The following is a 26,532-nucleotide window of genomic DNA, read 5'->3' as shown; positions in this document are numbered from 1 at the left end:
CGTGTTTCCCGAAATTATGAGAGGCTGTCCGTATTTCCCGGCTTCCAGATCAGGCTGCTGATTTCCCCGCAGAGTTCCTGCAAGAATACGCCAGCCTGCGGCGAAAGCGGGCGGCGAGCAGGTTCGATATGGACAAGGTCAAGATAAAGAGGCGGAGCCGTCAATGGAGCAACCCGGAGCGAGCCGCCCGCAAGATCGGGCGCACAAATCACACTGGGCAGAATCGTGACCCAGTCGCTCCTCGCCACAAGATCAAGCGTCCCCAACATGGCATCGATTTCCAGCAAGCTGGCAACCTGAACGCCGTGGCTGATCAGGTATTCTTCAATCCGGGCTTTCCGCACGTTGGCTGCAGTCGGCGTAATCAGTTTCAGAGGCGCCAAATCCTGCAAACGGACCGGTTTCTCGTGATCAATCCCGCTTTTGGCGCCCCCAACCAGCATCTCCCGGTCCCGGACAATCGGGCTGGTCTTTAGCCCCCTCTCCTTGCCACAAGCGGGCACGATGGCAAAGTCGAGATCTCCTGCCCTGACCCGCTCGGTCAGAACACCGCTGTAGCTTTCAATGACCTGCAGTTTAACATTCGGATGTTGATCCGCTACGCGCTCAAGAGCCGGAGCCAGCGCCGATTGTGCCAGCACCGGCATGATCCCGGCTCTTACCGGGCCGGACAAGATACCTTTTTCCGCCTGCGCCTCGAGAACGGCCTCTTCAGCCAGATGCAGAACCTGAAGCGCCTTGCAATAGTAACGCTCACCCGCTGCGGTCAACACAACACCGTCGGCCGCGCGCTCGAACAGCCGAACGCCGAGGCTCTCCTCGGCAGCGGTTACATGCTGGGAAATGCCGGACTGGGTGGCATGCTCGCGCGAGGCCGCCCGGGTAAAGGACCCTTCTTCGGCAACCGCAACAACCGACTTCATCTGCCGGAGCGAGATCATCCATCCCCCATTTCAATATCTTGCCGGCAAGCTTAGTACTTATAATTTTCCTGAACACCCCCCACGTCCTAATCTGCCCTTACGTAATTTGCATGCCTTTTGAGGAGCAGGCCGATGGAACTGGGGTTCTTCACCATGCCGATCCATCCTATGGACAAGGATTGGCGGCTCACCTTGCAGGAAGATCGCGAGGCCTTCCTTCTGGCGGACGAGCTCGGGTTCACCGAAGCCTATTGCGGTGAGCATGTCACCGACAAGGCGGAATGGTGAATTCGAGCGCGAAGTGCAACACAATGCAAGCTACTCAAGTGTAAGCGCTTTTTCTCAGGTAAGGCCTTTGAAGCATAATGCGTCTTGAAAGGCGTTTAGTGAACACTTCATCTCCATCCCAAATAGATGATGATGGGCAGAATTGGCGCGTTCAGCTGCTCGGACCAACGATATGCAGAGGTCTCTGAGATTGAGCCCTCATTAAAAGAAAAACGCTGCCCCGGCGGGGCAGCGTGAAAAAGCTGCAAGAGCCTGGCCCATTCAAGTCCGCAATGGGCACGTATGCGGCGCGGTGGTTACTCCTCGCGCATACTCTTGCGAACAGCGTCCTCAAGTGGCTTGATGAGGTATTGCACCACGGTCCGCTCGCCAGTCGGAATGATCACCTCCGCCGGCATGCCCGGAGTCAAGCGCCCGTGCAATTCGTCCGGAATCTGGTCTTCCGGAACCACGACCCGTGCCAGGTAATAGGGCTCCTGGTTCTGGTTTTCCGGCTGAATCGCATCCGGTGAAACATACTCGATCTTGCCGTAAACCGTCGGCAGGTAGCGGCTGGTGAAGGCCGACAGCCGGACTTCCGCATCCATGCCGGGATGGATATTGTCGATATCGAGCGTGCGGACATTTGCGTTGATCACGATGTCATCATCGGTCGGAACAATTTCCATGATCGGATCACCCGGACGGACAACGCCGCCGATGGTGTGGATCTTCATGTTCTGAACAATGCCGTCCACCTGTGCGCGGATTTCAGTACGGTCAAGCACGTCCGCTGCAACGACCTCCTGTTCTTCGAGTTCGGCCAGTTCCTGACGAACGTCGCCCAGCTCGGTTGCCGCGCGCTCGCTGAAGCTCTGCTTGATCCGGACGATTTCCAGTTCGTTTTCACTGACGGACTCCTGCGTCCGCGCAATTTCAGCAACCTGACGCCCGTAGTTACCGCTCAATTGTGCTTGTTCGCGGCGCAACGCAGAGAGCCGGTTGGTGGAAACAACCCCTTTGTCTGTACCGGTTTGAAGCCGGGTCACTTCCTCTGCAATCAGGTCGATTTCCTGTTTGGCCGCATCGCGCTGAAGTTCAAGCCCGTGAATCTGGTTCTTCAGCTGTTCCACCTTCGACTGCAGGATGCCGATCTGACTGTCGCGCACCGATACGCGGTCCTTGAACAGATCTTCCTGAGCCTTCATCGCAAACTTGATGCGAACGTCCTGGGAACTTCTGATGTCCTCGGGAAACTCGAGCTTGTCGGAATTGGACCGTTCGGCTTCAAGCCGCGCCAGCTCGGCACGGGCAATCAACAGCCGCGTGTTCAACATGGAGGAATTTGCCTGAGACTCAATCTCGCTCAAACGGACCAGAACATCCCCCGCCTTGACCTGGTCAGAATCCTTGACAAGGATTTCCTTTACGATACCGCCCTCGAGGTGGTCGACCACCTTTTTCGAGCTTTCCACGCTCAAGACACCCGGTGCAATCACCGCGCTGTCGAGCGGCGCGGTTGCCGCCCAACCGCCCAATACCCCGAAGGTTATGAAAATAACAAGATAGCCGGCGATGATAAATGGCCGCGGGCTCAGGTCTTTCGGTTTCTCAGATGTCATCTTGCTCTCAACGATTGGAACCCTGCAACGCTGCAGTCGCTTGCGGTCCCAGATCTTTACGCTGACTTTGTGCCGAAATTTCGGGCTGCGCAGATTTCGACGGCGACTGCATGATCTGCTGTGTCGGACCAAATGCCTGAACGCGCCCTTTGTTCAGCACCAACACTTTTTGAGATAATGCCAGCAAATTGGCCTTGTGGCTAACAAAAATCACTGTCGAGCCGGATTCCCTCATGGACTGGATGGCTCCCATCAGGGCTTCCTCGCCAGTCGAATCGAGGTTTGAGTTCGGTTCATCCAGAACGATCAGTCTCGGTTCGCGGAACATTGCCCGCGCCAAACCGATGCGCTGCCGCTGACCGCCGGACAGTGTCCGTCCGCCCTCACCGATCTGTGTGTCATAGCCTTGCGGCAGCTCGAGGATCATCTCGTGGACGCCCGCCCGTTTGGCGGCACTGACGACTTCCTCGTCCTCTCCGTTCTGGAAACGGGCAATATTCTCGGAAATGCTCCCCGAAAACAATTCCACGTCCTGCGGCAGGTAACCGATATAGCGGGCCAATCGTTCCGGGTCCCAATGAACCAGTTCCGCACCGTCCAGACGAACCGTCCCGTTAAAGGCGCTCCAGACGCCGACAAGATGCCGCACAAGGCTGGATTTCCCCGCACCGCTCGGCCCGATGACCGCCAGAACTTCCCCAGGACTCAGCGCAAAGGTGACGCCGTTCAAAATGGTGGTCCGTGTCCCCGGCACCATGGAAACGAGGTTTTCGACCGAAAGCGCGCCGGTCGGTGCCGGTAAATCGGTCCGCGGAGGATCAGCCGGAACCTTTTCGAACAGACCGGTCAGGCGGGCATAGGCAGACCGTGCGGCAACAAACTGCTTCCAGTGGGAAACGGTCTGTTCCACCGGAGCCAATGCCCGGCCCATCATGATCGAGGACGCGATCATGATGCCGGGCGAGACCTCGTTGATGAGCACAAGATAGGCACCCGTTCCCAGGATCATGACCTGAAGAAGCATCCGTACGAATTTGGACGTCGACATCACCGCGCCGGCCCGGTCACTTGCCTTTGCCTGAAGCGCCAGAACATCGCGGTGCTTGTCCTGCCATTTTTCACGCAAGGCCGTTTCCATGCCGAGCGCCTTGATCACTTCCGCGTTCTGAAGTGTCGTGTTCGCGAAGTGATTGGCCGCCTGGGATGCGGCACCGGCTTCCTTCAAAGGCTTGCTTGTGGTGAATTCGTTCGCCAGCGCCAGAAGGAAAATCACAACCGCGCCAGATGTCGCGACGAGGCCAATGAGCGGGTGGAACACAAAACAGACGGCCAGAAAGATCGGCACCCAGGGTGCGTCGAGGATTGCCAGAAGGCCGTTTCCTGTCAGGAATTCGCGCAGCCGGTCAATGTCGGTCAAGGCAAAGCTTGCCTTGCCCCCCGGTTGCTGCAACGTCCCCTTCAAAACACGGTGAAACAGCGGTTGGGCAAGAACTTCATCAAACTGTACCCCGGAGCGGACCAGCAACCGGGAGCGTACGAATTCCAGCACGCCGTAGACGGCGAGCATGGCGCCCGCGATCAGGGTCAGCAAGATCAAGGTCGTATCGTTCCGGCTGGTCAAAACCCGGTCGTAGACCTGCAGCATATAAAGCGGGCCGACAAACATCAGAAGATTGATGAAAAAGCTGAAAACGACGGTCGTGCCGAGAATTGATCGAAATTTGGTTATCGCAGTGCCAAGTGGAGATTGTGCGCCCATGTGACCCTATTATCTTTCGTTCAGTTGCCGCTCGGCCCGAGCGCGTCAGGTTCCCGCCGTGTTTCCGACCGTAGGGCGACATGCTCGCGCCGCGGTCCGATCGATCGGAACTTACTCCACTGCCTGTTATTGTCCAACACTAACAAGCACTCACGTATTTGCAGGTCTACCTTCGAAGCGGCGTGACCTATTGGGCAACATAGGCCCAATTATGGCACGGAGCTGAGTACCCGCTAGACACTCAATTTGCAATCATTAGTCGTCGTAAATTTTTACACCCGCAAAAAATGAGTTGTTAACATCCACGCCGACATCCCAAGCAAGGGGTCTTCTATGAAGAGAATTCCGCCGCGTCTTCTCCCCCTACAATGCGGAGGTCAATACTATATGAAAAAAAGAAAAAAACATGTGCCAAACACGACGCTTGCGCCTCGCCGGTGCGCCATCGGCAGTCCTTCAGGGTGATATGGGGTCTTTTTGGTAAAACTTCGCGGCAGCACTTCGAACCAAATCCGATATCTCGGTCAGCTGAGGCGCCAGCGGACTGGTCTTGCGCCAGACCATGCCAATCGTTCTTGAAGGCTGCGGTTCTGCAAAACGGGCAATGCACACGCTGCCGCAGCGTGTCTCAACCGGCACTGCCATCTCCGGTATGAGAGTCACACCAATTCCGGCCGCCACCATTTGGACAAGGGTCGAGAGCGAGCTGGCATCCAGCACTTCACGTGGCGCCACAGTCTGCAGATTGCAGAAAGACAGCGCCTGATCCCGAAAACAATGTCCTTCCTCAAGCAGCAAAAGCCGCATCTCGCGCAGCGCCTGGAAATCCGGCAGGGGATCCCGTGCCTGAGCTGCAGGCCGGACCAGCACGAAGCTTTCTGAAAACAAGGGCTTTTCCGCCAAGGACACTTCGGAGATCGGGAGCGCCAAAATTGCGGTGTCCAACCGCCCTTCATGCAGCTCCTGAATGAGTTTCGACGTAGTCGTTTCCCGGATATTGATATCGAGTTCGGGATGCGCGCCGGTCAGATCGCCTATGACCGCCGGCAACAGGTAAGGCGCAACGGTCGGGATGATACCGATACGCAACCGCCCGACCATGCGTTCCCGGGATGCCCGGGCGAGATCGCCCAGATCTTCGACAGACCTCAGGATGGCCCTTGCACGTTCCACAGCCTCAACTCCGAATTGCGTCAGTTTGAGCTGGCGGGCCCCACGCTCGAACAACACCGCCCCCAGTTCCCGCTCCAAGTCCTTGATCTGCATGGAAAGAGCCGGTTGGGAAATGGCACAGGCTTCCGCGGCCCGCCCAAAATGGGCGGTACGGGCCAGCGTCTCGAAATAGCGAAGCTGTTTGATTGTCAGATTGTTCATAAGATTATCTTATCTCAATAATCAGAAATTACAAATTCCTCTGATGGGAAGTGTTTGCTAGCGTGCCTACATAAAGGGTGGCATCGCCAAAACCCGAGACATTCACCCTTTCTGGAATTCTAGAGACGTCAAACGACGATCGGAGAGGATTATGGACGCACTTGACAATAAGGCCGGGAAATGCCCGGTGATCCATGGCAAACCCCTGGCAGCCATGTTCGGATCTCGCTCCAACCGCGACTGGTGGCCCAACCGGCTGAACCTGAACATCCTGCGCCAGCACTCTGCGCTGGTTGATCCGATGGATTCCGGTTTCAATTATGCCGAAGAATTCAAGAAGCTCGACCTGAAAGCCGTCAAGGCCGACCTGACAGCTCTGATGACCGACAGTCAGGACTGGTGGCCGGCAGACTATGGCCACTATGGCGGCCTGTTCATCCGCATGGCCTGGCACAGCGCCGGCACTTACCGTGTCGCGGACGGCCGCGGTGGCGCATCCACCGGCAACCAGCGCTTTGCACCGCTCAACAGCTGGCCTGACAACGGCAACCTCGACAAGGCCCGCCGTCTGCTCTGGCCGATCAAGCAGAAATACGGCAACAAGCTCTCCTGGGGCGACCTTTATATTCTCGCGGGCAATGTTGCCATGGAGTCCATGGGCTTCAAGACCTTTGGCTTCGGGGGTGGACGAGCCGACATCTGGCAGCCGGAAGAAGACATCTACTGGGGCTCGGAAACCGAGTGGCTGGCAACCAGCGACAAGGCCAACAGCCGCTACACCGGCGACCGTGATCTGGAAAACCCGCTCGCGGCAGTCCAGATGGGCCTCATCTATGTGAACCCGGAAGGCCCGGACGGAAATCCGGACCCGCTCGCCTCCGGCCGCGATGTGCGGGAAACCTTCGCCCGCATGGCAATGAACGACGAGGAAACCGTCGCTCTGGTTGCCGGTGGCCACACGTTCGGCAAGACCCACGGCGCCGGAGATCCGTCGCATGTTGGACCCGACCCGGAAGCGGCCCCCATGGAAGACATGGGGCTTGGCTGGATCAGCAGCTATGGCAGCGGCAAGGGGCGCGATGCCATCACCTCCGGCCTGGAAGGGGCCTGGACCCCGACTCCGACCACGTGGGACATGAGCTATTTCGATGTTCTGTTCGGATGTGAGTGGGAACTGGTCAAGAGCCCGGCCGGTGCATGGCAGTGGACACCGAAGAACCCGACCGAAGACCAGATGGCACCGGATCCGGAAGATCCGGCCAAAAAGGTGCCGATCATGATGACCACGGCCGACATGGCCATGCGGATGGACCCGGCCTACGAAAAGATCTCCCGCCGCTTCCATGCCAACCCGGAAGAGTTTGCCGACGCCTTCGCCCGCGCCTGGTTCAAGCTCACGCACCGCGACATGGGGCCGAAGGCGCTCTATCTCGGCCCCGAGGTTCCGGCTGAAGACCTGATCTGGCAAGACCCGGTACCGGCCGTCGACCATGAACTGGTGGACGGCAAGGACATTGCGGACCTGAAGGCCAAGCTGATGGCATCGGGACTGAGCCTGCCGGAACTGGTCACCACCGCCTGGGCCTCGGCGTCCTCGTTCCGCGGTTCCGACAAACGCGGCGGTGCCAATGGCGCCCGGATCCGTCTGGCGCCCCAGAAGGACTGGGAGGTCAACAACCCGGCCCAGCTTGCAAAGGTTCTTGCCAAACTCGAAAGCATCCAGAAGGACTTCAATGCGTCCGCTTCCGGCGGCAAAAAGATCTCGCTGGCGGATCTGATCGTTCTCGGCGGATCGGCTGCGGTCGAACAGGCGGCCAAGAATGGCGGCCATGCCATCACGGTTCCGTTCACGCCGGGCCGTACGGATGCAACGGAAGCGCAAACCGATGCCGACTCCTTTGCGCCTCTGGAGCCGGAAGCAGACGGCTTCCGCAACTATCGCCGGGCCGAATACACCACCACGGCAGAAGCCATGCTGGTCGACAAGGCGCAGCTTTTGGGCCTAACCGCACCGGAGATGACGGTTCTGGTCGGCGGCATGCGGATGCTCGGCACCAACCATGACGGCAGCAAGCACGGAGTGTTCACCAGCAAGACAGACACGCTGAGCAACGACTTCTTCGTCAACATTGTTGATATGGGAACGGCGTGGAAGCCCGTTTCCGACAAGGAGGACGTGTTCGAAGGCCGTGACCGCAAGACAGGTGCGGTCAAGTGGACAGGAACCCGGGTCGACCTGATCTTCGGTTCCAATTCCGAACTCCGCGCCCTGTCGGAAGTCTATGCCCAAAACGACAACAAGGAGAAGTTCGTCAAGGACTTCGTTGCCGCCTGGACCAAGGTCATGAATGCTGACCGGTTCGATCTGGCCTAAGCCAGACTCTTAGACGGCAACACAAAACGGCGCTCCTCGCTTCCCCGGAGCGCCGTTTTTTATGTTCCTGGCGCCCGACCCCAACAAGCCTGAATGGCGGACGGCGTAGCGATAAACGAGCCTTCAAGACAATCAGGCAAAATCGTTCAACAGCAGCGCGGCGCGGACGGCTGCTGAGGCGCGGTTTTCGACGCCGAGCTTCACATAGATCTGTTCCAGATGCTTGTTCACGGTTCTGGGGCTCAGTCCGAGAATCTCGCCGATATCCTTGTTGGCCTTGCCCTTGGCAATCCAGAGCAACACGTCCGCTTCCCGAACCGTCAACCCAAAACGCTCCGCCAAGATAGAAGGCGCGTCCGGGCGGGTCTGTGCCGTCAAGCGGAACAGAAACTCATCCGCCCCGACCGCCCCCAAGAAAGTCAATTGCACTTCGTGGCCCGGCGCAATCGTCATGGACAACGGACGGCCGGGCTGCGGGCTGCCCGAGACGGTGTCGGCCTTGACCGCCCGTGCAAGCGGCTTTGCCAATTCGGCAAACGCGGTCTCCGGATCTGTCACGGCGGCGAGAAGCTGGCGGGTTTGCGGCGTTGACCACAAGAACGCACCGGTTACCGAGACAGCGATCAGGTGCCGCCCCGCCGCATCCAGCGCCACTCTTGCGGCCTGCACCGAGCGGGCATTCGCGAGATGCACCCGGATGCGCGCCTGCAGCTCATCGACATCAATCGGTTTTGACAGGAAATCGACCCCGCCGCAGTCCAGCGCGTGAACCACATGTTCGGTTTCGCTCAAACCGGTCATGAACATGACCGGCACATGAGCGAGACCCGGCGTGTCCTTGATCCTCCGGCAGGTCTCAAAACCGTCGAGCCCCGGCATCACCGCATCCATCAACACCACATCCGGTGTGATCCGTCCGCAAATCCTCAGCGCCGCTTCGCCGCTGGTTGCCACCAGGACGCTGACCCCGGCCTGTTCGAGCGCCTGTGTGACGAACCCCAGTGTTTCCGGCGTGTCGTCAACCACCAGCACGACATCCTGAAGGATTTCAGTCATGGGGTTCCAGTTCCGTGAGGGTTTTCCTGTAGGCGTCGAAATCGAACTGACCGAGATGCGCTTTCAGGGTGCGGACAATCTCGCCATTTGCCGAATCCCCTCCCAGAACCTCCAGTTTCCGTTCAATTCCGCGGACATAGCCGATTTCGCCCAGATCCAGCAATTCGTCGATATGCGCACGCGACAAGGCTGCGGGTGCGGCGGCGCCGGACGGTCCGGCTATCGGATCTGCCGCCGCCAGATCGGTCTCGTCAAGCCAGGTGAGCTTGAGGTGCTTTTCCAGTTTGTCGCGCAGCTGCCCAAGGTCGAAGGGCTTGGCCAGGGTGTCATTGTGAAGATCCGGACCGGAGCCCCGCAGGGACAGGTCGCCAATATTGGCCGACAACATGATGATCGGCGCGGTTTCGCCCGACTGGCGGAGTTTTGCTGCCAGTTCCCAACCATTCAGGCCGGGCATCAGAATGTCGAGCAGATAAAGATCCGGCCGGGTCGTCTCGCGCATCCTCAGTGCCGCTTGCGCATCTTCGGCCATGACGACGGCAAACCCGAGCGGCTCGAGAATTTCGCAGACAAGTGCACGGTGGTCCGGGTTGTCCTCGACCACCATGAGGGTGCGCTGCGGACCTGCATAGCCGGCGATCTTGCGTTCCGGGCGGACCTGTACAGGCCGGTCGACCGCCGTCAACATCAACCGGACCTCAAAACAACTCCCCTTGCCCGGTTCCGACGACAGCGCGATGGCGCCGCCCAGTGTTTCGGTCAGCAACCGGGTGATGGTCAGCCCCAGCCCGAGCCCCGGTGTTCGTTGTGACCGGGCTTGCGCACTGCGGCCAAAGGGCTCGAAAATCTTGGCCTGCTCGTCAAGTGCAATCCCCGGACCGGTATCGCTCACGCTGAAACAGGCAACTTGGGACCGGTAGTCCACCTTGAGACAGACATCCCCGGTTTCCGTGAACTTGATTGCATTCGACAACAGGTTGACGAGGATCTGGCGCAGGCGTTTTTCATCCGCCTTGACGAAAACCGGCAAATGGGCGGCGGGCTCGAACCGGAAGGAAAGCCCCTTGGCCTCGGCCTGCATGCGCATCATGCCGACGATCTGGTCGAGAAACTCATGCAGGTTGATCTCGCCAATATGGACCTGAAGCCGCCCGGCCTCAATCCTCGACAGGTCAAGCAGGCCGTCGATCAGGCCGGACAGGTGATCGGCGCTGCGGCGGATCGTGGTCAGTGCCGGTTTGCGCTCCTCCGGCATCCGGGGATCGCGTTCCAGAAGCTGGGCGTAGCCAAGCACCGCATTGAGCGGTGTGCGCAACTCATGACCGAGGCCAATCACATACCGGCTCTTTGCCTGATTGGCGGCCTCGGCATCTTCCTTGGCCTTTTGCAAGGCCGCATCCGTCACCCGATGCGCATCGATTTCCTTTTGAAGCAATGCGTTTTGACGCGCCGATTCTTCTTCGGCGACAACACGCGTGTCATGCACCAGCACCAGAAACCAGACCGCAATGCCTGCAAAGATTGCAAACACGAAAAAGATCAGCGACACGGTCTGGCCGATCAGCCCGGCTTCTGCCGGAAACCGGAGGGCCGCCTGGGCATGGATGATCCAGAGAACCGCACCGATGGCTGAAATCGCGAGAACCGCAGTCAGAACATAGCGGCCGAGCCGGGTGTCGAAGCGTTTCAAGGCATGCGGCGGCAGGACAAGGTCGGCAAGTTCCGAAATCTGCGACCCGATCCGCGCCCTGGGCTTGCACAGATCGTGGCAGCGGGCATCAAGAGAGCAGCAGAGCGAGCAGATCGGCGCCTGATAGGCCGGGCAATAGGCCATGTCCTCCGGCTCGAACGGGTTTTCGCAAATCGAGCAGGTTATGCTGTCAGCCTCCAGCCAACCCTTGCGGGGTTTGCGGGCCAGATAGAAACGCCCCCTGGTCGCCACCGCGATGACAGGCGCTGCAACAAAGGCAATTCCCATGGCGAGAAAAGTTGCAAGTGCCGCCGCAACATCTCCGAACTGGCCGAAATGGGCGGCCAGTGCAACACCTGTTGCCAGCAACATGGCTCCCGTGCCGACCGGGTTGACATCATAAAGATGCGCCCGCTTGAATTCGATCCCCGGCGGCGACAGGCCGATCCGCTTGTTGATGAAGAGATCCGCCGAAATGGCGGACAGCCAGGCCATTGCGATGATCGAAAACACGCCAAGGGTTTCTTCCAGAAGCGTGTAGATGCCGAGTTCCATCAAGAGAAGCGCGATGCCGACATTGAACACCAACCAGACCACCCGGCCCGGATGGCTGTGTGTTAGCCGGGAAAAGAAATTCGACCAGGCGAGCGACCCGGCATAGGCATTCATCACATTGATCTTGAGTTGCGCGACGACCACGAAAGCCGCCATCAAAAGGAGCGCAAACACCTCGCCGGGCAGCATGTAACCGAAGGCAACCGTATACATGCGTGAGGGCTCGTCCGCATGTTCGGCCGGTACGCCATGAGACAAGACCAGCACCGCCAGAAACGATCCGGCCAGCAGCTTTGGCGCGCCGAGGATCACCCAGCCGGGACCAGCCAGAAACAGGGCAAAGCGATGCCGCTTCCGCATCAGGTCGTTTTCCGGCAGGAAGCGCAAGAAATCGACCTGTTCACCGATCTGCGCCATCAGCGCCAGAATGACCGACGCCCCGGCGGCGGCACTGATCAGATTGACCGACGCCCAACCTCCCGGCGCCTGCCCGCCGTCTGGCGCCGCCTGAAGCCCGCCAAATGACAGCCAGGTGCCAACCGCCTGCCAGTCGGTCAGGGCGATAAAGACAAAGGGCAGAATGTTGAGCACGATCCAGAAGGGCTGGGTGATCAACTGAAAGCGGCTGATCAGCGCGATGCCATGGGTAACCAGAGGGATCACCGCAACCGCGCTGATAATATAGCCGATCCAGAGCGGGATCCCGAACGCGAACTCCAGCGCGCTGGACATGATCGAGGCTTCGATCGCAAACAGCAGGAAGGTGAAACTCGCATAGATCAGCGAGGTGATGGTCGAGCCGATATAGCCAAATCCCGCCCCGCGGGTGAGCAGGTCAATATCGACCCCATGCCGCATCGCCGTTCTGGCAATCGGCATGCCCACCAGCAGCAACACAAGACACCCGGCGCCAATCGCCACAAAGGCATTGGCCGTGCCATGTGACAGCGTGATCGCCCCGCCAATCGCTTCCAGAGCCAGAAAGGAGATTGCGCCAATCGCTGTCTGTGAAATGGCGCGGGACGAGAACCGGCGGGCCTTCTTGGCCGTGAACCGGAGCGCGTAGTCTTCGAGGGTCTGGTTGTTGACCCACTGATTGTATTGCCGCCGCACCGGCAAAATGCGTTGACGGGCAGTCACCGGGCAAACCTTGAAGCCAAACAGGGAGCGATGGACCTGTCCTTACAGGACCACCCGTTCAGGTGACTAAAACTCTGGCACGCTGCACATTTCCTTTGCAATTTTTCCGCTTACCCCGCCCTTCGCCCGTGATTTCAACGTTTTTCTGATCGATCTCAACGGACCAAGCAAATGACGCGCCAACAAAGACGGCAGGAAAGAGCAAAACAAGATGACTACAACTAAGGATGTTTAACCACTCGAAATAACTCAATTGTAAATTGTATATTATGCATTAGTGTTCTTTTGATTGCATAATGTATGCAATCCACTTTTGGAGGAAACACAGTGTTTAAGGTTCTGATTGCAACTGCCGCACTGGCCGGTGCGGCCACATTTGCTCATGCCGATACCGTCAAGTTCGATTTTCAGGGAACATCGACCATTACCACCAGCACCAACGGCTTGAGCTGTAACCTCAAAGGCTCTGCAGCCGGTTCGGTGCCTACCGGATGCAACTATGAAATCAGTTTCGACCAGCAACAGGGCACATGGAGTGTCAATCTGACGTCCGGAAACGATGTCTGCACCCAATCGATCTCCTCAACGGACCCCAATGCCGGAGAGGTTTGCAACTTCAAGTAGTTTCTTTGAAAGGAGTTGGCCGGGCGCGCCGTTTGCGGCCGGCCGCTCATTCTGTCTGGTGTCTTCATTCCCCCCTTCCCCATGGTTTACGTCAATTGACGTATGTTGCAGTGCGGCAGTCCTGGCGCACGATCCCTCTTGGACGCGGCTCGTCTTGAAGCCGCCGATGCATCGGCGTGGGACCCGGTGCACCACTTCCAAGAGGGGAACGACAATGAAATCCACATTCAAGAAGCTGGCACTGGCGGGTCTGATGGCCTCCACCATGATCGGCGGCGCAGCTGCACAGGAAGACACGATCAAGGTCGGTATCCTGCACTCCCTGTCCGGCACCATGGCGATTTCGGAAACGACGTTGAAAGACGCCATGCTGATGCTGATCGAGGAGCAGAACAAGAAGGGTGGCATTCTCGGCAAGCAGATCGAGGCAGTCGTGGTCGACCCGGCCTCCGACTGGCCGCTGTTTGCCGAAAAGGCGCGCGAGCTGATCGAGGTGAACGGTGTCGACGCGGTCTTTGGCTGCTGGACGTCCGTGTCGCGCAAATCCGTTCTTCCCGTTTTCGAGGAACTGAACTCCCTGCTGTTTTATCCGGTGCAGTATGAGGGTGAAGAGTCCCAGCGCAACGTCTTTTACACCGGCGCCGCTCCGAACCAGCAGGCGATCCCGGCTGTCGACTACCTGATGAACGAGGAAGGCGTCGAGCGCTGGGTACTGGCCGGAACCGACTATATCTATCCGCGCACCACCAACAAGATCCTTGAGGCCTATCTCAAGGCCAAGGGTGTGGCGGCAGAAGACATCATGATCAACTACACGCCGTTCGGTCATTCCGACTGGCAGACGATTGTGTCCGACATCAAGACCTTCGGCTCGGCAGGCAAGAAGACCGCCGTCGTCTCGACCATCAACGGTGACGCCAATGTTCCCTTCTACAAGGAACTCGGCAATGCCGGTATCGAGGCCGAAGACATTCCGGTGGTCGCCTTCTCTGTCGGCGAAGAAGAACTGGCCGGTCTCGACACCGAACCGCTTGTGGGGCATCTCGCAGCCTGGAACTATTTCCAGTCCGCCGACACGGACGCCAATGCAGAATTCATCGAGACCTGGCACGCATTCACCGGCGATGAGGACCGGGTGACCAACGACCCGATGGAAGCCCATTACATCGGCTTCAACATGTGGGTCGAAGCGGTCGAAAAGGCCGGCACCACCGACCCGGATGCGGTGATCGACGCGATTGTCGGCGTTTCCGTGCCGAACCTGACCGGCGGCTATTCCACCATGATGCCGAACCACCACATCACCAAGCCGGTCCTGATCGGGGAAATCCAGGATGACGGCCAGTTCGAGACCGTCTGGGAAACCTCCGGACTGGTGGTGGGCGATGCCTGGTCGGACTATCTCGAAGGCTCCAAGGACCTGATCGCCGATTGGCGGGCGCCGATGTCCTGCGGCAACTTCAACACCGCCACCGGCAAATGCGGCGGCTCCGGCTCGTAAAAAAGTCCACAAACCATCCGGGGCGGGAAACGCGCCTGCCCCGGATGGAATGCACGGAACCTCTTTTCTGACTTGTGCCCGAGAGTGAGCGCCAACCCCGTGATCCGGTTTCAAGTCATCCCGGCCAAGCGTAGCGCCGAGCCGGGACAGGAGGCCAAATCTCCGAAAACGCAAACCATGTGGTGCAACTTGATCGCCGGTATTTGTAGATGACCCTGATCCGAAATCTCCTGCTTGTCCTTGCCTTGCTGATGCCCGGTGCCGGGATGGCACAGTCTCAGGATCCCGAGACCCTCCGCCCACTCGTCAACGATCTGGCAAAGGGCAAGTTCGCCGAGACTGAAAAACAGATCGGTGTTCTGGCGGCCACCGGCAACCCGGACGTTGTTCCGGCCCTTGAAGCCCTGAGCGGTGGCGACCTGTTTGTCCGCAAATCGGACGCTCAGGTGTTCATCGGAGACCGGGACGGCAAGATCTACCGCCTGATCGATCCGCTGACACTTCAATCCGCAGGCGAAGCGGGCCGCCGCGAAGTTTCGAAAATCAGGGTCAACAACAGCCTGCGCCGGGTGATCCGGTCGGCACTTGGCTCTCTCACCCTGATGGCGGCTGATCCGAAAGTGCGGCTGGACGCGGCCAATGCCATCTTCAAGGCGGAGGACCCGGACGCCATTCCCGCCCTTGATACGGCACTTCTGGCTGAAAGCGATGCCAGGGTGCGAAAAGCCATGGAGCGGGCACGCGCCGCAGCCGTCCTGAACTCGGATCTGCCCGAGCCGGAAATCCTGTCTGCAATTTCGACCCTTGAAAACATGGGCAACCGCGATGCCCTGTCGCTGCTGATCGGATTTCAGGCGAAAGCCAAAGGCGCAGCGCTTCAGGTCACAGAAACTGCCATCACCCGGATCGAGAAGACCCTTGCAGCCTGGGATGCGGCACAAAATGTCTGGTACGGCCTGTCGCTTGGATCTGTTCTCTTGCTGGCTGCCATCGGCCTCGCGATCACCTTCGGCGTCATGGGCGTAATCAACATGGCCCATGGCGAAATGGTGATGATTGGCGCCTATGTCACCTTCGTCGTTCAGGAGCTGATCCGCACGTCCGCCCCCGGATTGTTCGACTATTCGCTGTTCATCGCCCTGCCGCTCGCATTTCTGGCAAGCGGTCTGGTCGGGGTCGGGATCGAACGCGGCATCATTCGCTGGCTCTATGGCAGGCCGCTTGAAACCCTGCTCGCGACATGGGGTGTCTCGCTGATCCTGCAGCAGGCGGTGCGTTCCATCTTCGGCCCGACCAACCGCGAGGTCGGCAATCCGGACTGGATGTCGGGTGCCTTCGAATTGGGCCAGATGACCATCACCTACAACCGTATGTGGATCCTTCTGTTCGCGCTCCTGGTGTTCGCCGGTCTCATGCTGGTGCTCAAGAAAACGCCATTCGGGCTTTACACCCGCGCCGTCACCCAAAACCGGCGCATGGCCGCCTCCATGGGCATTCGCACCCCCTGGATCGACGCCCTCACCTTCGGGCTCGGTTCCGGAATTGCCGGGATCGCAGGTGTTGCGCTGTCCCAGATCGACAATGTCTCGCCCAATCTTGGCCAGAGTTACATCATCGACAGCTTCATGGTGGTCGTTTTCGGTGGCGTCGGCAATCTCTGGGGCACGCTGGTCGGTGCCATGACGCTCGGTGTGGTAAACAAGTTCCTCGAACCCTATGCCGGGGCGGTGCTCGCCAAGATCCTCCTGCTCGTCTTCATCATTCTCTTCATTCAAAAGCGTCCGCGGGGCCTGTTTGCCCTCAAGGGCCGGGCAGTCGACGCATGATGTCTTCCTTTTTGTTCCGCGCCATGGACCGGCGCGCCGGTGTGTTTCTGGCGCTTCTCGGGATGGTGATCATTGCCGTTCCCGCCCTCAATTTGGGCTTGCCGTCAAGCCATCCGCTGCATGTGCCGACCTATGCTGTCACGCTCATGGGCAAGTACCTGACCTATGCGCTGCTTGCCTTGGCGGTTGATCTGGTCTGGGGCTATTGCGGCATTCTTTCGCTTGGCCATGCCGCATTCTTCGCTCTCGGCGGCTATGCCATGGGCATGTATCTGATGCGCCAGATCGGGTCGCGTGGCGTTTACGGCAATCCGGAACTGCCCGATTTCATGGTCTTCCTGAATTGGGACCAGTTGCCATGGTACTGGCAGGGCTTCGACATGTTCTGGTTCGCCGCCCTGATGGTGCTTCTGGTGCCCGGCGCGCTCGCCTTCGTCTTCGGCTGGTTTGCGTTCCGCTCGCGTGTCACCGGTGTCTATCTCTCGATCATCACCCAGGCCCTCACCTATGCCTTGCTGCTGGCCTTTTTCCGCAATGACATGGGCTTTGGCGGCAACAACGGCCTGACCGATTTCAAGGATATACTGGGCTTCGACATTCAGGCCGACACGACCCGCGCCGCCCTGTTCGCTGCTTCCGGCATTGCGCTCGGTATCTGTTTCCTGATCTGCCGGGCGGTCACCCGGTCAAAACTCGGCAAGGTGCTGGTCGCCGTGCGCGATGCGGAAAGCCGGACGCGCTTCCTCGGCTACCGGGTCGAGCACTACAAGCTGTTCGTCTGGACCCTGTCCGCGATGATGGCCGGAATAGCCGGAGCGCTCTACGTGCCGCAGGTCGGCATCATCAATCCGGGTGAGTTCGCCCCCGCCAACTCCATCGAAGCGGTGATCTGGGTCGCGGTCGGCGGCCGGGGAACCCTGTTCGGTCCGGTCATCGGCGCGGTGCTGGTGAATTTCGCCAAGACCTGGTTCACCGGAGCTTTTCCCGAAATCTGGCTGTTTGCGCTCGGCGCCCTGTTTGTTGGTGTCACCCTGTTCCTGCCCAAGGGCATTGTCGGCACCCTCGGCAGCGGCTGGAACGCTCTTGCAAAACGCCGGCAATCGGCACTTGCGGAAAGCGGGGTCGATCCGGAACCCGCAGATGTTCCGCGCTCGCATGCAGCCGCGCGTGCGCCGGACCGGGCAGATCCTCCGCCCAGCCAAGCCCCCTCCCCCCAGCCAGCGGAGTAGCCCGACGATGTCACGTCAATCCAGCCTGCTTTATCTCGATGGCGTCTCCGTGTCCTTCGACGGTTTCAAGGCCCTCAATGCGCTGTCGATGGTCATCGCCCCCGGCGAAATGCGCGCAATCATCGGCCCGAACGGAGCCGGTAAAACCACGATGATGGATGTCATCACCGGCAAGACACGCCCGGACACCGGCGAAGTCTATTTCGACGGGGCAATCGACCTGACCGCCGAAGATGAAGCCGCCATTGCCGAACTCGGTGTCGGCCGGAAATTCCAGAAGCCGACGGTTTTTGAAAGCCACACGGTCTGGGACAATCTGGAGCTTGCGTTGAAAGCGCCGCGCGGACCGTTCAACACCCTGTTTCACCTGATCACCGGAGCCGAGAAGACCCGGATCGAGGCCCTGCTTGATCTGATAAGGCTGGGCGGCAAACGCGGCGAGCTTGCCGCCAATCTCAGCCATGGGCAGAAACAATGGCTTGAAATCGGCATGCTGCTTGCGCAGGACCCGAAGCTTCTGCTGGTTGATGAACCCGCCGCCGGCATGACCGATGCGGAAACGGAAGAAACGGCGGAGCTGCTCAAGGACATTGCTGAAACCCATTCGGTCGTGGTGGTGGAACACGACATGAGCTTCGTGCGCGCGCTCGGCGTCAAGGTAACGGTTCTGCACGAAGGATCCGTGCTCGCCGAAGGCTCGCTCGACCATGTTTCCGCAGACCCGCGCGTCATCGAAGTCTATCTCGGACGGTGAATTTCATGCTTCAAGTCGACAAAATCGATCTTCACTACGGGGCTGCCCAGGCACTCAAGGGCGTATCGCTCGCAGCCGAAACCGGCAAGGTGACCTGCCTCATGGGCCGGAACGGCGTCGGCAAGACCTCGACCTTGCGCGCCATCAGCGGCCAGCATCCGGTAAGCGGCGGCGCTGTTCTCTGGAACGGCGAAAACATCTCCGGTCTCAAGCCGCATGCCCGCGCCAAACGCGGCATCGCGGTTGTTCCGCAGGGGCGCGAGGTGTTTCCGCTTCTGAGTGTAAAGGAAAACCTCGAGACCGGGTTCGCGCCCTTGAAGCGGCGCGACCGGACGATCCCGGACACGATCTTCGATCTGTTTCCCGTGCTCAAGGACATGCTGTCGCGGCGGGGCGGCGATCTGTCGGGCGGCCAGCAGCAGCAGCTCGCCATCGCCCGCGCACTGGTCACCCGGCCGAAGCTGCTCATTCTGGACGAACCGACCGAGGGCATTCAGCCCTCGATCATCAAGGATATTGGCCGGGCCATTGCGTGGCTGCGCGATCAGGGCACCATGGCCATCGTTCTGGTCGAGCAGTATTTCGAATTTGCCCGCGACCTTGCCGACCGGTTTGCCGTGATGGATCGCGGCGAAATCGTCCTGGCCGGCGATGCGTCACAGCTGGACCCCGAAGAGGTCAAGCAACACCTGACAGTCTAATTTCCCATTCCTGACAAGTGAACTGCGCGCTGCCCGGCAACTGGAATGCCCCGATGCCGGGAGGAGCGCTGCTTTCGCTTTCGAGCAGAGAAAGACTGTTTCGCGCATCGGATAACGTTACCGTACTAATACCAAGGGGCTCCCCTCACAGCACCCTGCAATCTGTCCAAATACGCCCGTTTCCCTTGACGCCCGGACAGCGGTTTGCGATGAGATCCAAAAGTTGAAAGTAAGGCATAGGAAATTCTCGGTTTTCCTGATGCACCTTGCACACATGCGGGCTGACGACCCCCGTATCCGGACTGCATAGGTGCCAATGCCAATTCGAGGGAAACGCTCTGGCGAACGCAACAGACAGTTTCGCACGCCCCGTCATGAAAGACCGGCGCGCGAAAGCGGTGACGGCCAACAGGCCTTTGAAAATCGGGGCGCTTGCAGCCGCAGCACTTTGTCTGCTGCCAATGATTGCCGTTGCCATTGCAGCCGCCACCGGATCTCTGGACACGCTACGGCATCTCGCGGACACGGTTCTTCTGAGATACACGCTCACCACGCTCCAGCTGATGGTCCTGGTCGCGGTGATGACCGCGGTGATCGGCGTCAGCACCGCATGGCTCGTGACCATGACCCGGTTTCCGGGAGTTCGGATCTTCGAGATTGCTCTGGCCCTGCCCTTTGCCTTTCCGGCTTATGTCATGGGCTATGCCTATACGGATTTTCTCGACCATCCCGGTGCAGTGCAGACCGCCTTGCGGGCGGTGACCGGCTGGGGCCCGCGCGACTACTGGTTTCCCGAGGTCAGAAGTGTGGGCGGTGCCGCGATCATGCTGGCGCTGGTGCTCTATCCTTATGTCTATCTTCTGGCCCGCACTGCCTTCCTGCAAGAGTCTGCGACCGCCAACCTCGCTGCCCGTTCCATGGGCCGCAATGCCTGGGGGGCATTCTGGCGTGTGTCCCTGCCGATGGCCCGGCCTGCCATTGCCGGTGGCGTGCTGTTGGCCGTGATGGAAACCATCGCCGACTTCGGCACCGTCAGCTATTTCGGCATCCAGACCTTCGCCACAGGCATTTATACGAGCTGGTTCTCGCTGGCGGACCGGGGCGGCGCGGCGCAGCTCGCTCTCTGCCTGCTGATTTTCGCGCTGTTTCTGGCCATTCTGGAACGTATTCAGCGCGGACAAGCCAAAAACCACAACGCAGGCAAGCGGTTCGAACGCTGCCCGCCGATCCGGCTCACCGGATGGGGACGTCTGGGAGCCGTGGTCCTGTGTGGCGCGCCCGTTCTGTTCGGGTTTGTCTTGCCGTTGGTCCTTCTGTTGACGATGGGACTGGAATCCGAACAGAACCTGTTTTCGAACCGCTACCTGCACTTCCTCCAGAACTCGATCACGCTTGCAGGTGTCGGCGCGCTGGCGACCTTGATCGCGGCCATCTTCATCGCCTTCAACCAGCGCCTGAACCCAAGCCGCCTGTCGACCTCCTCCGCGCATCTTGCAAGGATCGGCTATTCCGTGCCGGGCGGCGTGATCGCGGTCGGTCTTCTCGTGCCCTTCGCCTTCTTCGACAATTGGGTCGATGCACAGGCCCGGGCGTGGTTCGGGGTCTCCACCGGGTTGATCTTTACCGGCACGATCACGGTTCTGGTCATGGCCTATATGGTCCGCTTCATGGCAGCTGCTCTCAACACACTGGAAGGGGGCCTGACCACCATCAAGCCGAGTGTCGACGGAGTGGCCCGCACGCTTGGCAAATCGCCGATACCGATGTTGTGGCGCGTGCACTTGCCGATCCTGCGGCCCAGCGTGTTCACCGCCATGCTGATTGTATTCGTGGATGTGATGAAGGAACTGCCCGCCACCTTGATCATGCGGCCGTTCAATTTCGACACGCTGGCGGTGCAGGCGCACCGGCTTGCGGCAGACGAACGGCTGGCCGGGGCGGCCGTCCCGTCGCTGGTCATCGTTGCGGTCGGCATTCTGCCAGTCATTCTGGTATGCCGCAGCCTTGCCCGGCAACGGCCGGGAACCCGGTCAAACCGCAGTCACGTTTGAGCCTCGCAAAATAAAAAACCCCTCCGCAGCGTACCTGCGAAGGGGTCTGGCATTCGTACCGGAAGGACGATTACTTCCAGCCGGCCTCGTTCAGGATCTTCTGGGCTGCCGGAATGTTGGCGGCAATCGCGGATGCATCGACATCATCCGGCTTGAAGAAGCCGAGCTGAGCCACCGACGGGCTGATACCGACGCCCGGAGCTGCCGGATATTCGTCATTGCCTGCAGAGAAGTATTTCTGGGCCTGGTCAGACGCAAGATACTCCAGGAACAGGACCGCATTGTCCTTGTTCGGCGCGTGAGCCGCAACACCGCCGCCGGACAGGTTCATGTGCGCGCCATAGGAATCCTGGTTCGGAAACACCCAGCCGATCATGTCGAGATCATCGGACACACCCTTCACCGGCTTGCGGATCGCACGGGCAAAGTAATAGGTGTTGGACATGGCAATATCGCATTCACCGGAAACGATGCCACGCAGCTGATCCGTGTCGCCGCCTTGCGGGTCACGGGCAAAGTTGCCGACCACTGCCGTCGCCCAGTCGCGGGCTTCTTCTTCACCAAGATGTTCGACCAATGCCGCCGTGATGGTCTGGGTGTAAACATTCGACGATGAACGAATGCAGATCTGGCCTGCATATTTCGGATCCGCGAGGTCTTCATAGCTCATCGGCGGCTCGGCCACATCGTTCTTGTCATAGAAGATGATCCGGGCGCGCTGGGAGAAGCCGTACCACTGATTGCTGTCGTCGCGGACATAGTCCGGCAGACGGGCAGCCAGAACATCCGATTCGATCGGCTGCAGCACACCGGCATCCTTTGCGCGCTCAAGACGGGAGGTATCGACGGTCAGAAGCACGTCGGCAGGGCTGTTCGCGCCTTCGGCCTGCATGCGGGCGATCAGCTCGTCGGCATTGCCCTCGATCCGGTTGATCTTGATCCCGGTTGCCTCTTCGAAGTCCGAATACAGGCGCTCATCAGTGTCATAGTGACGGGATGAGTAGAGATTGAGTTCGCCATTTGCAAGTGCGAGTGGCGAGGAAGCAAGCATCATCGCTGCAGCCAGACCGGCGCATGCGAGCGGAGTACGAAAAGACGGCATAAACACCTCCCGATTGAAACTGTCACGGTCAAACATGACCCGACAACTCAACTAAACGATCGTACAGGAAGGTCAAGGGAAATCGGAGGTTTTTGGTCAGGTTTATACGTAAGTGTACGTATTTCCTTTATCATTCGCTCTCGGAGCTTGCCGGTAGACGGTTTGGGAGACCTCCGCATATTGCTGGTCTGTGCAGCTGACGCGGCAATTCTGCTGTTTATCATCTGTAGGGGGATAGAGGTTAAGTGTTCACGGAACGCCTCTCAAGGCGGTCTCCGCCTTGAGAGGCTTCCTGACCAGTTTGTCATAAGGAATAGAGTGTCAAGGGTCTTTGACCGCGTAGCGCGCGTCCCGCGCCCTTGACACTCTATTCCTTATGGCGTCATCGCCACTGCTGTGGCGTGCGACCATATTATGCTTGTTGCCAATAGCTTCAATATGCAGAAGATGTTTTGGATATGCGTCGAGCGTGAAGACGTGGCAATGGGGGAAGACAAGATAAACGGTAATTCTACCGGTTGTGCCCCGGGCCGAATCGCGTTGCGGCCGTGAGGAACTAACACTGAATGAAAGTGCTGCTCCTCCCCCGGTCGATGGGGTACGTGGGGGAGGAGCAGCAGGGACGAGCCGCTTACCAGCCGATACCCGCATATTTGGGGCAGGATGGCGCGGATGCGAAGACACGGACGAGATCCACTATCGACGCTTCGGCCTGGTGAGTTTCGAGCAAGTCCCGGGTTGAGGAGTGTTTTTGGGCGACCACAATGGTGTCCGCACCGGTGGCAGCCATTTCCGGCGTTGCCTTGAGGATCTCGGGCAGCTTGTTGACAAGATGCTCGAGATGCGGAGCCGCATGGCGGATGTAGTTGAACTGTTCCGCCAATTGCGGGCCAGGTACAATGGCCGGATCCCACGCGACCACTTCGACGCCGTCACGGATCAGCTGGTCCATCACCTCAAGGATCGGGCTTTCGCGCAGATCGTCGGTCCCCGGCTTAAAGGCCACGCCCATGACGGCAACCTTTTTCGGCTCGGTCTTGCGGACCATGTCGATGGCCTGATCGATATGCTCCTCGTTCGAGGGGATCAGCGCATTCATCAGGGGCAGATCGATCTCGAGCTTTTCCGCCAGATGTGTGACCGCGCGCACTTCCTTGGGCAGGCAGGAGCCGCCGAAGGCGAAACCGGGCTTCAGGTAGTAGGGTGACAGGTTCAACTTGGTGTCCTGAACGAAGATGTCCATGACCGCATGGCTGTCGATGCCCATCGGCTTGCACAGGCGCCCGACTTCATTGGCGAAAGTGACCTTTGCCGCGTGCCAGACGTTGTCGACATACTTGACGAGTTCGGCAACTTCGATGGTCGTGGTGATGATGTTCTGATCAACCGGCTCATAGATCTTGGAGATGATCCGGGCGGTTTTCAGGTCACTGGTGCCGATGACGGTCTTGGGCGGTGCGTGGAAATCCTTGACGGCCGTGCCTTCGCGCAGGAATTCCGGATTGAAGCACAGACCGAAATCGCGGCCGGCTTTCTTGCCGGAGATGGCTTCGATTTCCGGCCCCATCAGACCCAGGGTCGTGCCGGGAGGCACGGAGCAGCGCAGAACGACGACATGAAAACCATCCTTTTCCGCAATCGCTTCACCAATGGTGCGCGCGACTGCCGTAATGGCGCGGGTGTCGCAGCCGCCATCTTCATTTGTCGGCGTGCCGACGGACACGAAGGTGACGTCCGTGTCCAGTACCGCCTGCTTAACGTCGGTGGTGGTCGTCAGGAGATTGTAGGCAACGCCGTCGGTCAGCAGTTCGCCAAGCTGATCTTCCACGATCGGGCTCTGGCCCATCCCGATATTGTCTACCTTGCGCTGGTCAATGTCGGCACCGACAACCCGGTGGCCGAGCTGGCTCAGGCATGCCAGCGATACTGCACCGACATACCCCATGCCGATGACGCTGACGGAGGATTTCTGCAGGGCGGAGAGTTCCAGCCACTCGGAGAAATCTGCTTCTTTCAGAAGTGTTCCAACATGTACATTCATTGTCCTGCTCCCAAACTCGAGGTTCTGCAGGGAGAAGAACAAGTCGCGTGCCAAAACCGGCGCGCAATAATTAATTGTTAAAATTCAATCTCTTAGTATTTTTTAAGAAACCCGGGTCTTTTCCGGTCATTCAGATTCGCAAAAAGAACTTTCCGAAATTCGGAACCATGCCGACAACGCAAAGACGCCGGGAACCGGTCCTCTGCGAGAGTGAGCTATATTTATATGAGTGTGCTCTTTCAGAAAGAGACCTCGGCCCATAGCTGATCTGTGCGCCTGACTTCACTGAGCTCAGATGCCGCCGAAATTGCGCAAATTCTTCGCGAAACGGGAAGGCATTTTCCAAAATTCGATTGAGCTGCAGCATTCCAATGGAACACCGAAAAGGCATCGAACGAATAATATTCATATAAGTCATATGCTTAGTACAACAAAACAGCTTTCTCCCCGATTTGGCAAGGAGGTTGCGTTTCCAAGGTCAGCTTTTTGGTGCAGACACACGAAAGGAAGTTGTCATGCAAGCGCCGTTCATGAACTCTTCGACCCTGGACGTTCTGGGACCCGTTCCGCCTTCAAGCAACGGCAGCGCCGGCGACATCTATCTGTTCGACCTGGATGTCCTGTCCACGTCGCGCCGCGCCAGAATGGATGATGGTTTCGCGCAGGTCCTAACAGCCTGGGCCCGCAAACATCCCTGCTATCTGGTGACCAGCCACAATTACCAAACGGTACTTTCTGTTGTTCCCCAGCCCTTGCGGCACGCCATGCGCGAGAACCACGCCTCCTCCGGGACCGAGGTCTGGCAGAACGACGCTTCGGTCCGCCATCACGACCATCCTTTCCGGGACAGCATTTACGAGTTCTTGGCCCAGGTCGTCCGGCGCAGCTCCTATGAGGAAAAACGCGCGCCTCTGCTCGACTCCGGCCCGGCCTGCCTGCGGATCGACATTGCCGGCCACAAGGCAACTGCCGCCCAACGCAAGGCCTATCTGGAATGGGAGACGGGAACCCGCGAACGGGCTGAAATCATCAGCGAATTTGCGATCCGCTATCCCGACTACCAGATCTGCCAAAATGGCGAGACCGGCATTCTCATCACGCACAAGGACTATTCGCCAAACACTGTCGTTCAGGCCCTGAGCGCCAATCACCCGGACGGCCGTATCCTCGGCTACTTCTCGCCGATGTCGGCCTGCGGCTACGCGGCGGCAATGGCCGATTCTCTGGAAAAGCCGAACATGTTTGCGGAAATCGCCGGGCCTTCGGACCTCGCGCAGCTGCTGAAATACGAGGAACGCCGGCAACAAAAGTCAGAAATCAAGGTGCCGGCACCGTTCCTGGAAGATGTGGGAGCCTGAAATGAACGACATGCGCGATCACGGATCCGCAGACGAGCGCTGGAACCTTCTGCGAAGCACAAAGGTCTTTGATGCCGGGGACCGGTTGAAGGTATCCCAGCAATCGGTCCAGCTCCCCTGCGACCGGGTGGTTGAAGACTATTACCGGGTGGACCTACCCTCGTTTTCGGCAATTTACGCCGTTACGGAGGACGATCACGTCCTGCTGATGCGGCAATACAAGCACGGCGTCGGCAGGGTCTGTTTCACGCTTCCAGGCGGCCAGATTGAGGCTGGCGAGATCCCCGAGTTTGCCGCACGCCGGGAACTTCTTGAAGAAACCGGCTATGGCGGCGGTCTCTGGTTGCCGGAAACCAGGCTTGTCGTTCACGGCAACCAGGGCGTGGCTTCGGCATTTGTTCATGTGGCAACCAATGTGATGCAGGTGTGCGAACCGAATTCACAGGACCTTGAAACCTCCACAGTTGTGACGGTGCCAAGGGACAGTTTCCGTCAGCTGGTGCTGGACGGTCAGGTCCCGATCGTGTCCCATGTGGCCGCCTTTGGCCTGGCGGAAAGCCTGTTGGCGGGCAGATAGCGCTCTCG

19 protein-coding genes are annotated in these 26,532 nt (G+C 59.0%); 11 read left to right on the top strand and 8 right to left on the bottom strand.

Annotation, left to right across the window (positions count from 1 at the left end):
• Positions 1-14: 14 nt before the first annotated feature.
• Positions 15-941 (bottom strand): LysR family transcriptional regulator, encoded by a 927-nt coding sequence (locus tag E1297_RS28115; protein WP_155144097.1) that lies wholly within the window; start codon positions 939-941, stop codon positions 15-17.
• Between the two features lie 114 nt (positions 942-1,055).
• Here E1297_RS28115 and E1297_RS28110 point away from each other — a divergent pair, with 114 nt between their 5' ends.
• Positions 1,056-1,211: a hypothetical protein gene (locus tag E1297_RS28110; RefSeq protein WP_244327916.1), complete on the top strand. Its 156-nt coding sequence runs from the start codon at positions 1,056-1,058 to the stop codon at positions 1,209-1,211.
• Positions 1,212-1,507: 296 nt separating this feature from the next.
• Here the strand turns inward: E1297_RS28110 and E1297_RS28105 are convergent, their stop codons facing one another.
• The 3 genes from E1297_RS28105 to E1297_RS28095 form a co-directional block, all read right to left on the bottom strand.
• On the bottom strand, positions 1,508-2,812 hold the full coding sequence (locus E1297_RS28105; protein ID WP_155144096.1) for an HlyD family type I secretion periplasmic adaptor subunit: 1,305 nt from the start codon (positions 2,810-2,812) through the stop codon (positions 1,508-1,510).
• Between the two features lie 7 nt (positions 2,813-2,819).
• Entirely contained in the window at positions 2,820-4,571 is a 1,752-nt protein-coding gene (locus E1297_RS28100; protein WP_155144093.1) for a type I secretion system permease/ATPase, read from the bottom strand.
• A gap of 456 nt (positions 4,572-5,027) precedes the next feature.
• Positions 5,028-5,945: a LysR substrate-binding domain-containing protein gene (locus E1297_RS28095; protein ID WP_155144092.1), complete on the bottom strand. Its 918-nt coding sequence runs from the start codon at positions 5,943-5,945 to the stop codon at positions 5,028-5,030.
• A 151-nt stretch (positions 5,946-6,096) separates the two neighbouring features.
• Here E1297_RS28095 and katG point away from each other — a divergent pair, with 151 nt between their 5' ends.
• Positions 6,097-8,319 carry a catalase/peroxidase HPI gene (gene katG / locus E1297_RS28090; protein WP_155144089.1) on the top strand — a complete coding sequence of 741 codons (2,223 nt, stop codon included), beginning with the start codon at positions 6,097-6,099 and terminating at the stop codon, positions 8,317-8,319.
• A 132-nt stretch (positions 8,320-8,451) separates the two neighbouring features.
• Here katG and E1297_RS28085 read toward each other — a convergent pair whose 3' ends face one another.
• Positions 8,452-9,375: a DNA-binding response regulator gene (locus E1297_RS28085; protein WP_155144087.1), complete on the bottom strand. Its 924-nt coding sequence runs from the start codon at positions 9,373-9,375 to the stop codon at positions 8,452-8,454.
• A complete protein-coding gene (locus E1297_RS28080) occupies positions 9,368-12,760 on the bottom strand; it encodes an ATP-binding protein (RefSeq protein ID WP_368669708.1) in 3,393 nt (1,130 codons plus the stop codon). The genes E1297_RS28085 and E1297_RS28080 overlap by 8 nt, the downstream gene beginning before the upstream one ends.
• 327 nt (positions 12,761-13,087) lie before the next feature.
• On the opposite strand from E1297_RS28080, the gene E1297_RS28075 reads away from it, so the two are divergent.
• From E1297_RS28075 to E1297_RS28045, 7 genes are all read left to right on the top strand, one after another.
• Entirely contained in the window at positions 13,088-13,384 is a 297-nt protein-coding gene (locus E1297_RS28075; protein ID WP_155144083.1) for a hypothetical protein, read from the top strand.
• 214 nt (positions 13,385-13,598) lie between these two features.
• The gene (gene urtA, locus E1297_RS28070; protein ID WP_155144081.1) at positions 13,599-14,885 is read left to right on the top strand and encodes an urea ABC transporter substrate-binding protein; all 1,287 of its coding nucleotides are present in this window, start codon (positions 13,599-13,601) and stop codon (positions 14,883-14,885) included.
• A gap of 209 nt (positions 14,886-15,094) precedes the next feature.
• Positions 15,095-16,711, top strand: a complete 1,617-nt coding sequence (gene urtB / locus E1297_RS28065; RefSeq protein ID WP_155144080.1) for an urea ABC transporter permease subunit UrtB — start codon at positions 15,095-15,097, stop codon at positions 16,709-16,711.
• Positions 16,708-17,940 (top strand): urea ABC transporter permease subunit UrtC, encoded by a 1,233-nt coding sequence (urtC, locus tag E1297_RS28060; RefSeq protein ID WP_155144078.1) that lies wholly within the window; start codon positions 16,708-16,710, stop codon positions 17,938-17,940. Before urtB ends, urtC begins: the two co-directional genes overlap by 4 nt.
• Positions 17,941-17,947: 7 nt before the next feature.
• Positions 17,948-18,694, top strand: coding sequence for an urea ABC transporter ATP-binding protein UrtD (gene urtD, locus E1297_RS28055; RefSeq protein ID WP_155144076.1), 747 nt, complete (start codon positions 17,948-17,950; stop codon positions 18,692-18,694).
• A gap of 5 nt (positions 18,695-18,699) precedes the next feature.
• On the top strand, positions 18,700-19,395 hold the full coding sequence (gene urtE / locus E1297_RS28050) for an urea ABC transporter ATP-binding subunit UrtE (RefSeq protein ID WP_155144074.1): 696 nt from the start codon (positions 18,700-18,702) through the stop codon (positions 19,393-19,395).
• A gap of 374 nt (positions 19,396-19,769) precedes the next feature.
• Entirely contained in the window at positions 19,770-21,446 is a 1,677-nt protein-coding gene (locus tag E1297_RS28045) for an iron ABC transporter permease (protein ID WP_155144072.1), read from the top strand.
• Between the two features lie 70 nt (positions 21,447-21,516).
• Here the strand turns inward: E1297_RS28045 and E1297_RS28040 are convergent, their stop codons facing one another.
• On the bottom strand, positions 21,517-22,548 hold the full coding sequence (locus tag E1297_RS28040; RefSeq protein WP_155144070.1) for an extracellular solute-binding protein: 1,032 nt from the start codon (positions 22,546-22,548) through the stop codon (positions 21,517-21,519).
• A gap of 631 nt (positions 22,549-23,179) precedes the next feature.
• Complete coding sequence (locus tag E1297_RS28035) at positions 23,180-24,589, bottom strand: nucleotide sugar dehydrogenase (RefSeq protein WP_155144068.1); 1,410 nt, start codon at positions 24,587-24,589, stop codon at positions 23,180-23,182.
• 515 nt (positions 24,590-25,104) lie between these two features.
• Here E1297_RS28035 and E1297_RS28030 point away from each other — a divergent pair.
• Complete coding sequence (locus E1297_RS28030) at positions 25,105-25,947, top strand: hypothetical protein (protein WP_155144066.1); 843 nt, start codon at positions 25,105-25,107, stop codon at positions 25,945-25,947.
• Position 25,948: 1 nt separating this feature from the next.
• On the top strand, positions 25,949-26,524 hold the full coding sequence (locus tag E1297_RS28025) for an NUDIX hydrolase (RefSeq protein WP_209016033.1): 576 nt from the start codon (positions 25,949-25,951) through the stop codon (positions 26,522-26,524).
• Positions 26,525-26,532: the final 8 nt, after the last annotated feature.

The sequence above is a fragment of the Roseibium sp. RKSG952 genome, assembly GCF_009711355.1.
This window is presented reverse-complemented; position numbering and strand designations above follow the sequence as displayed.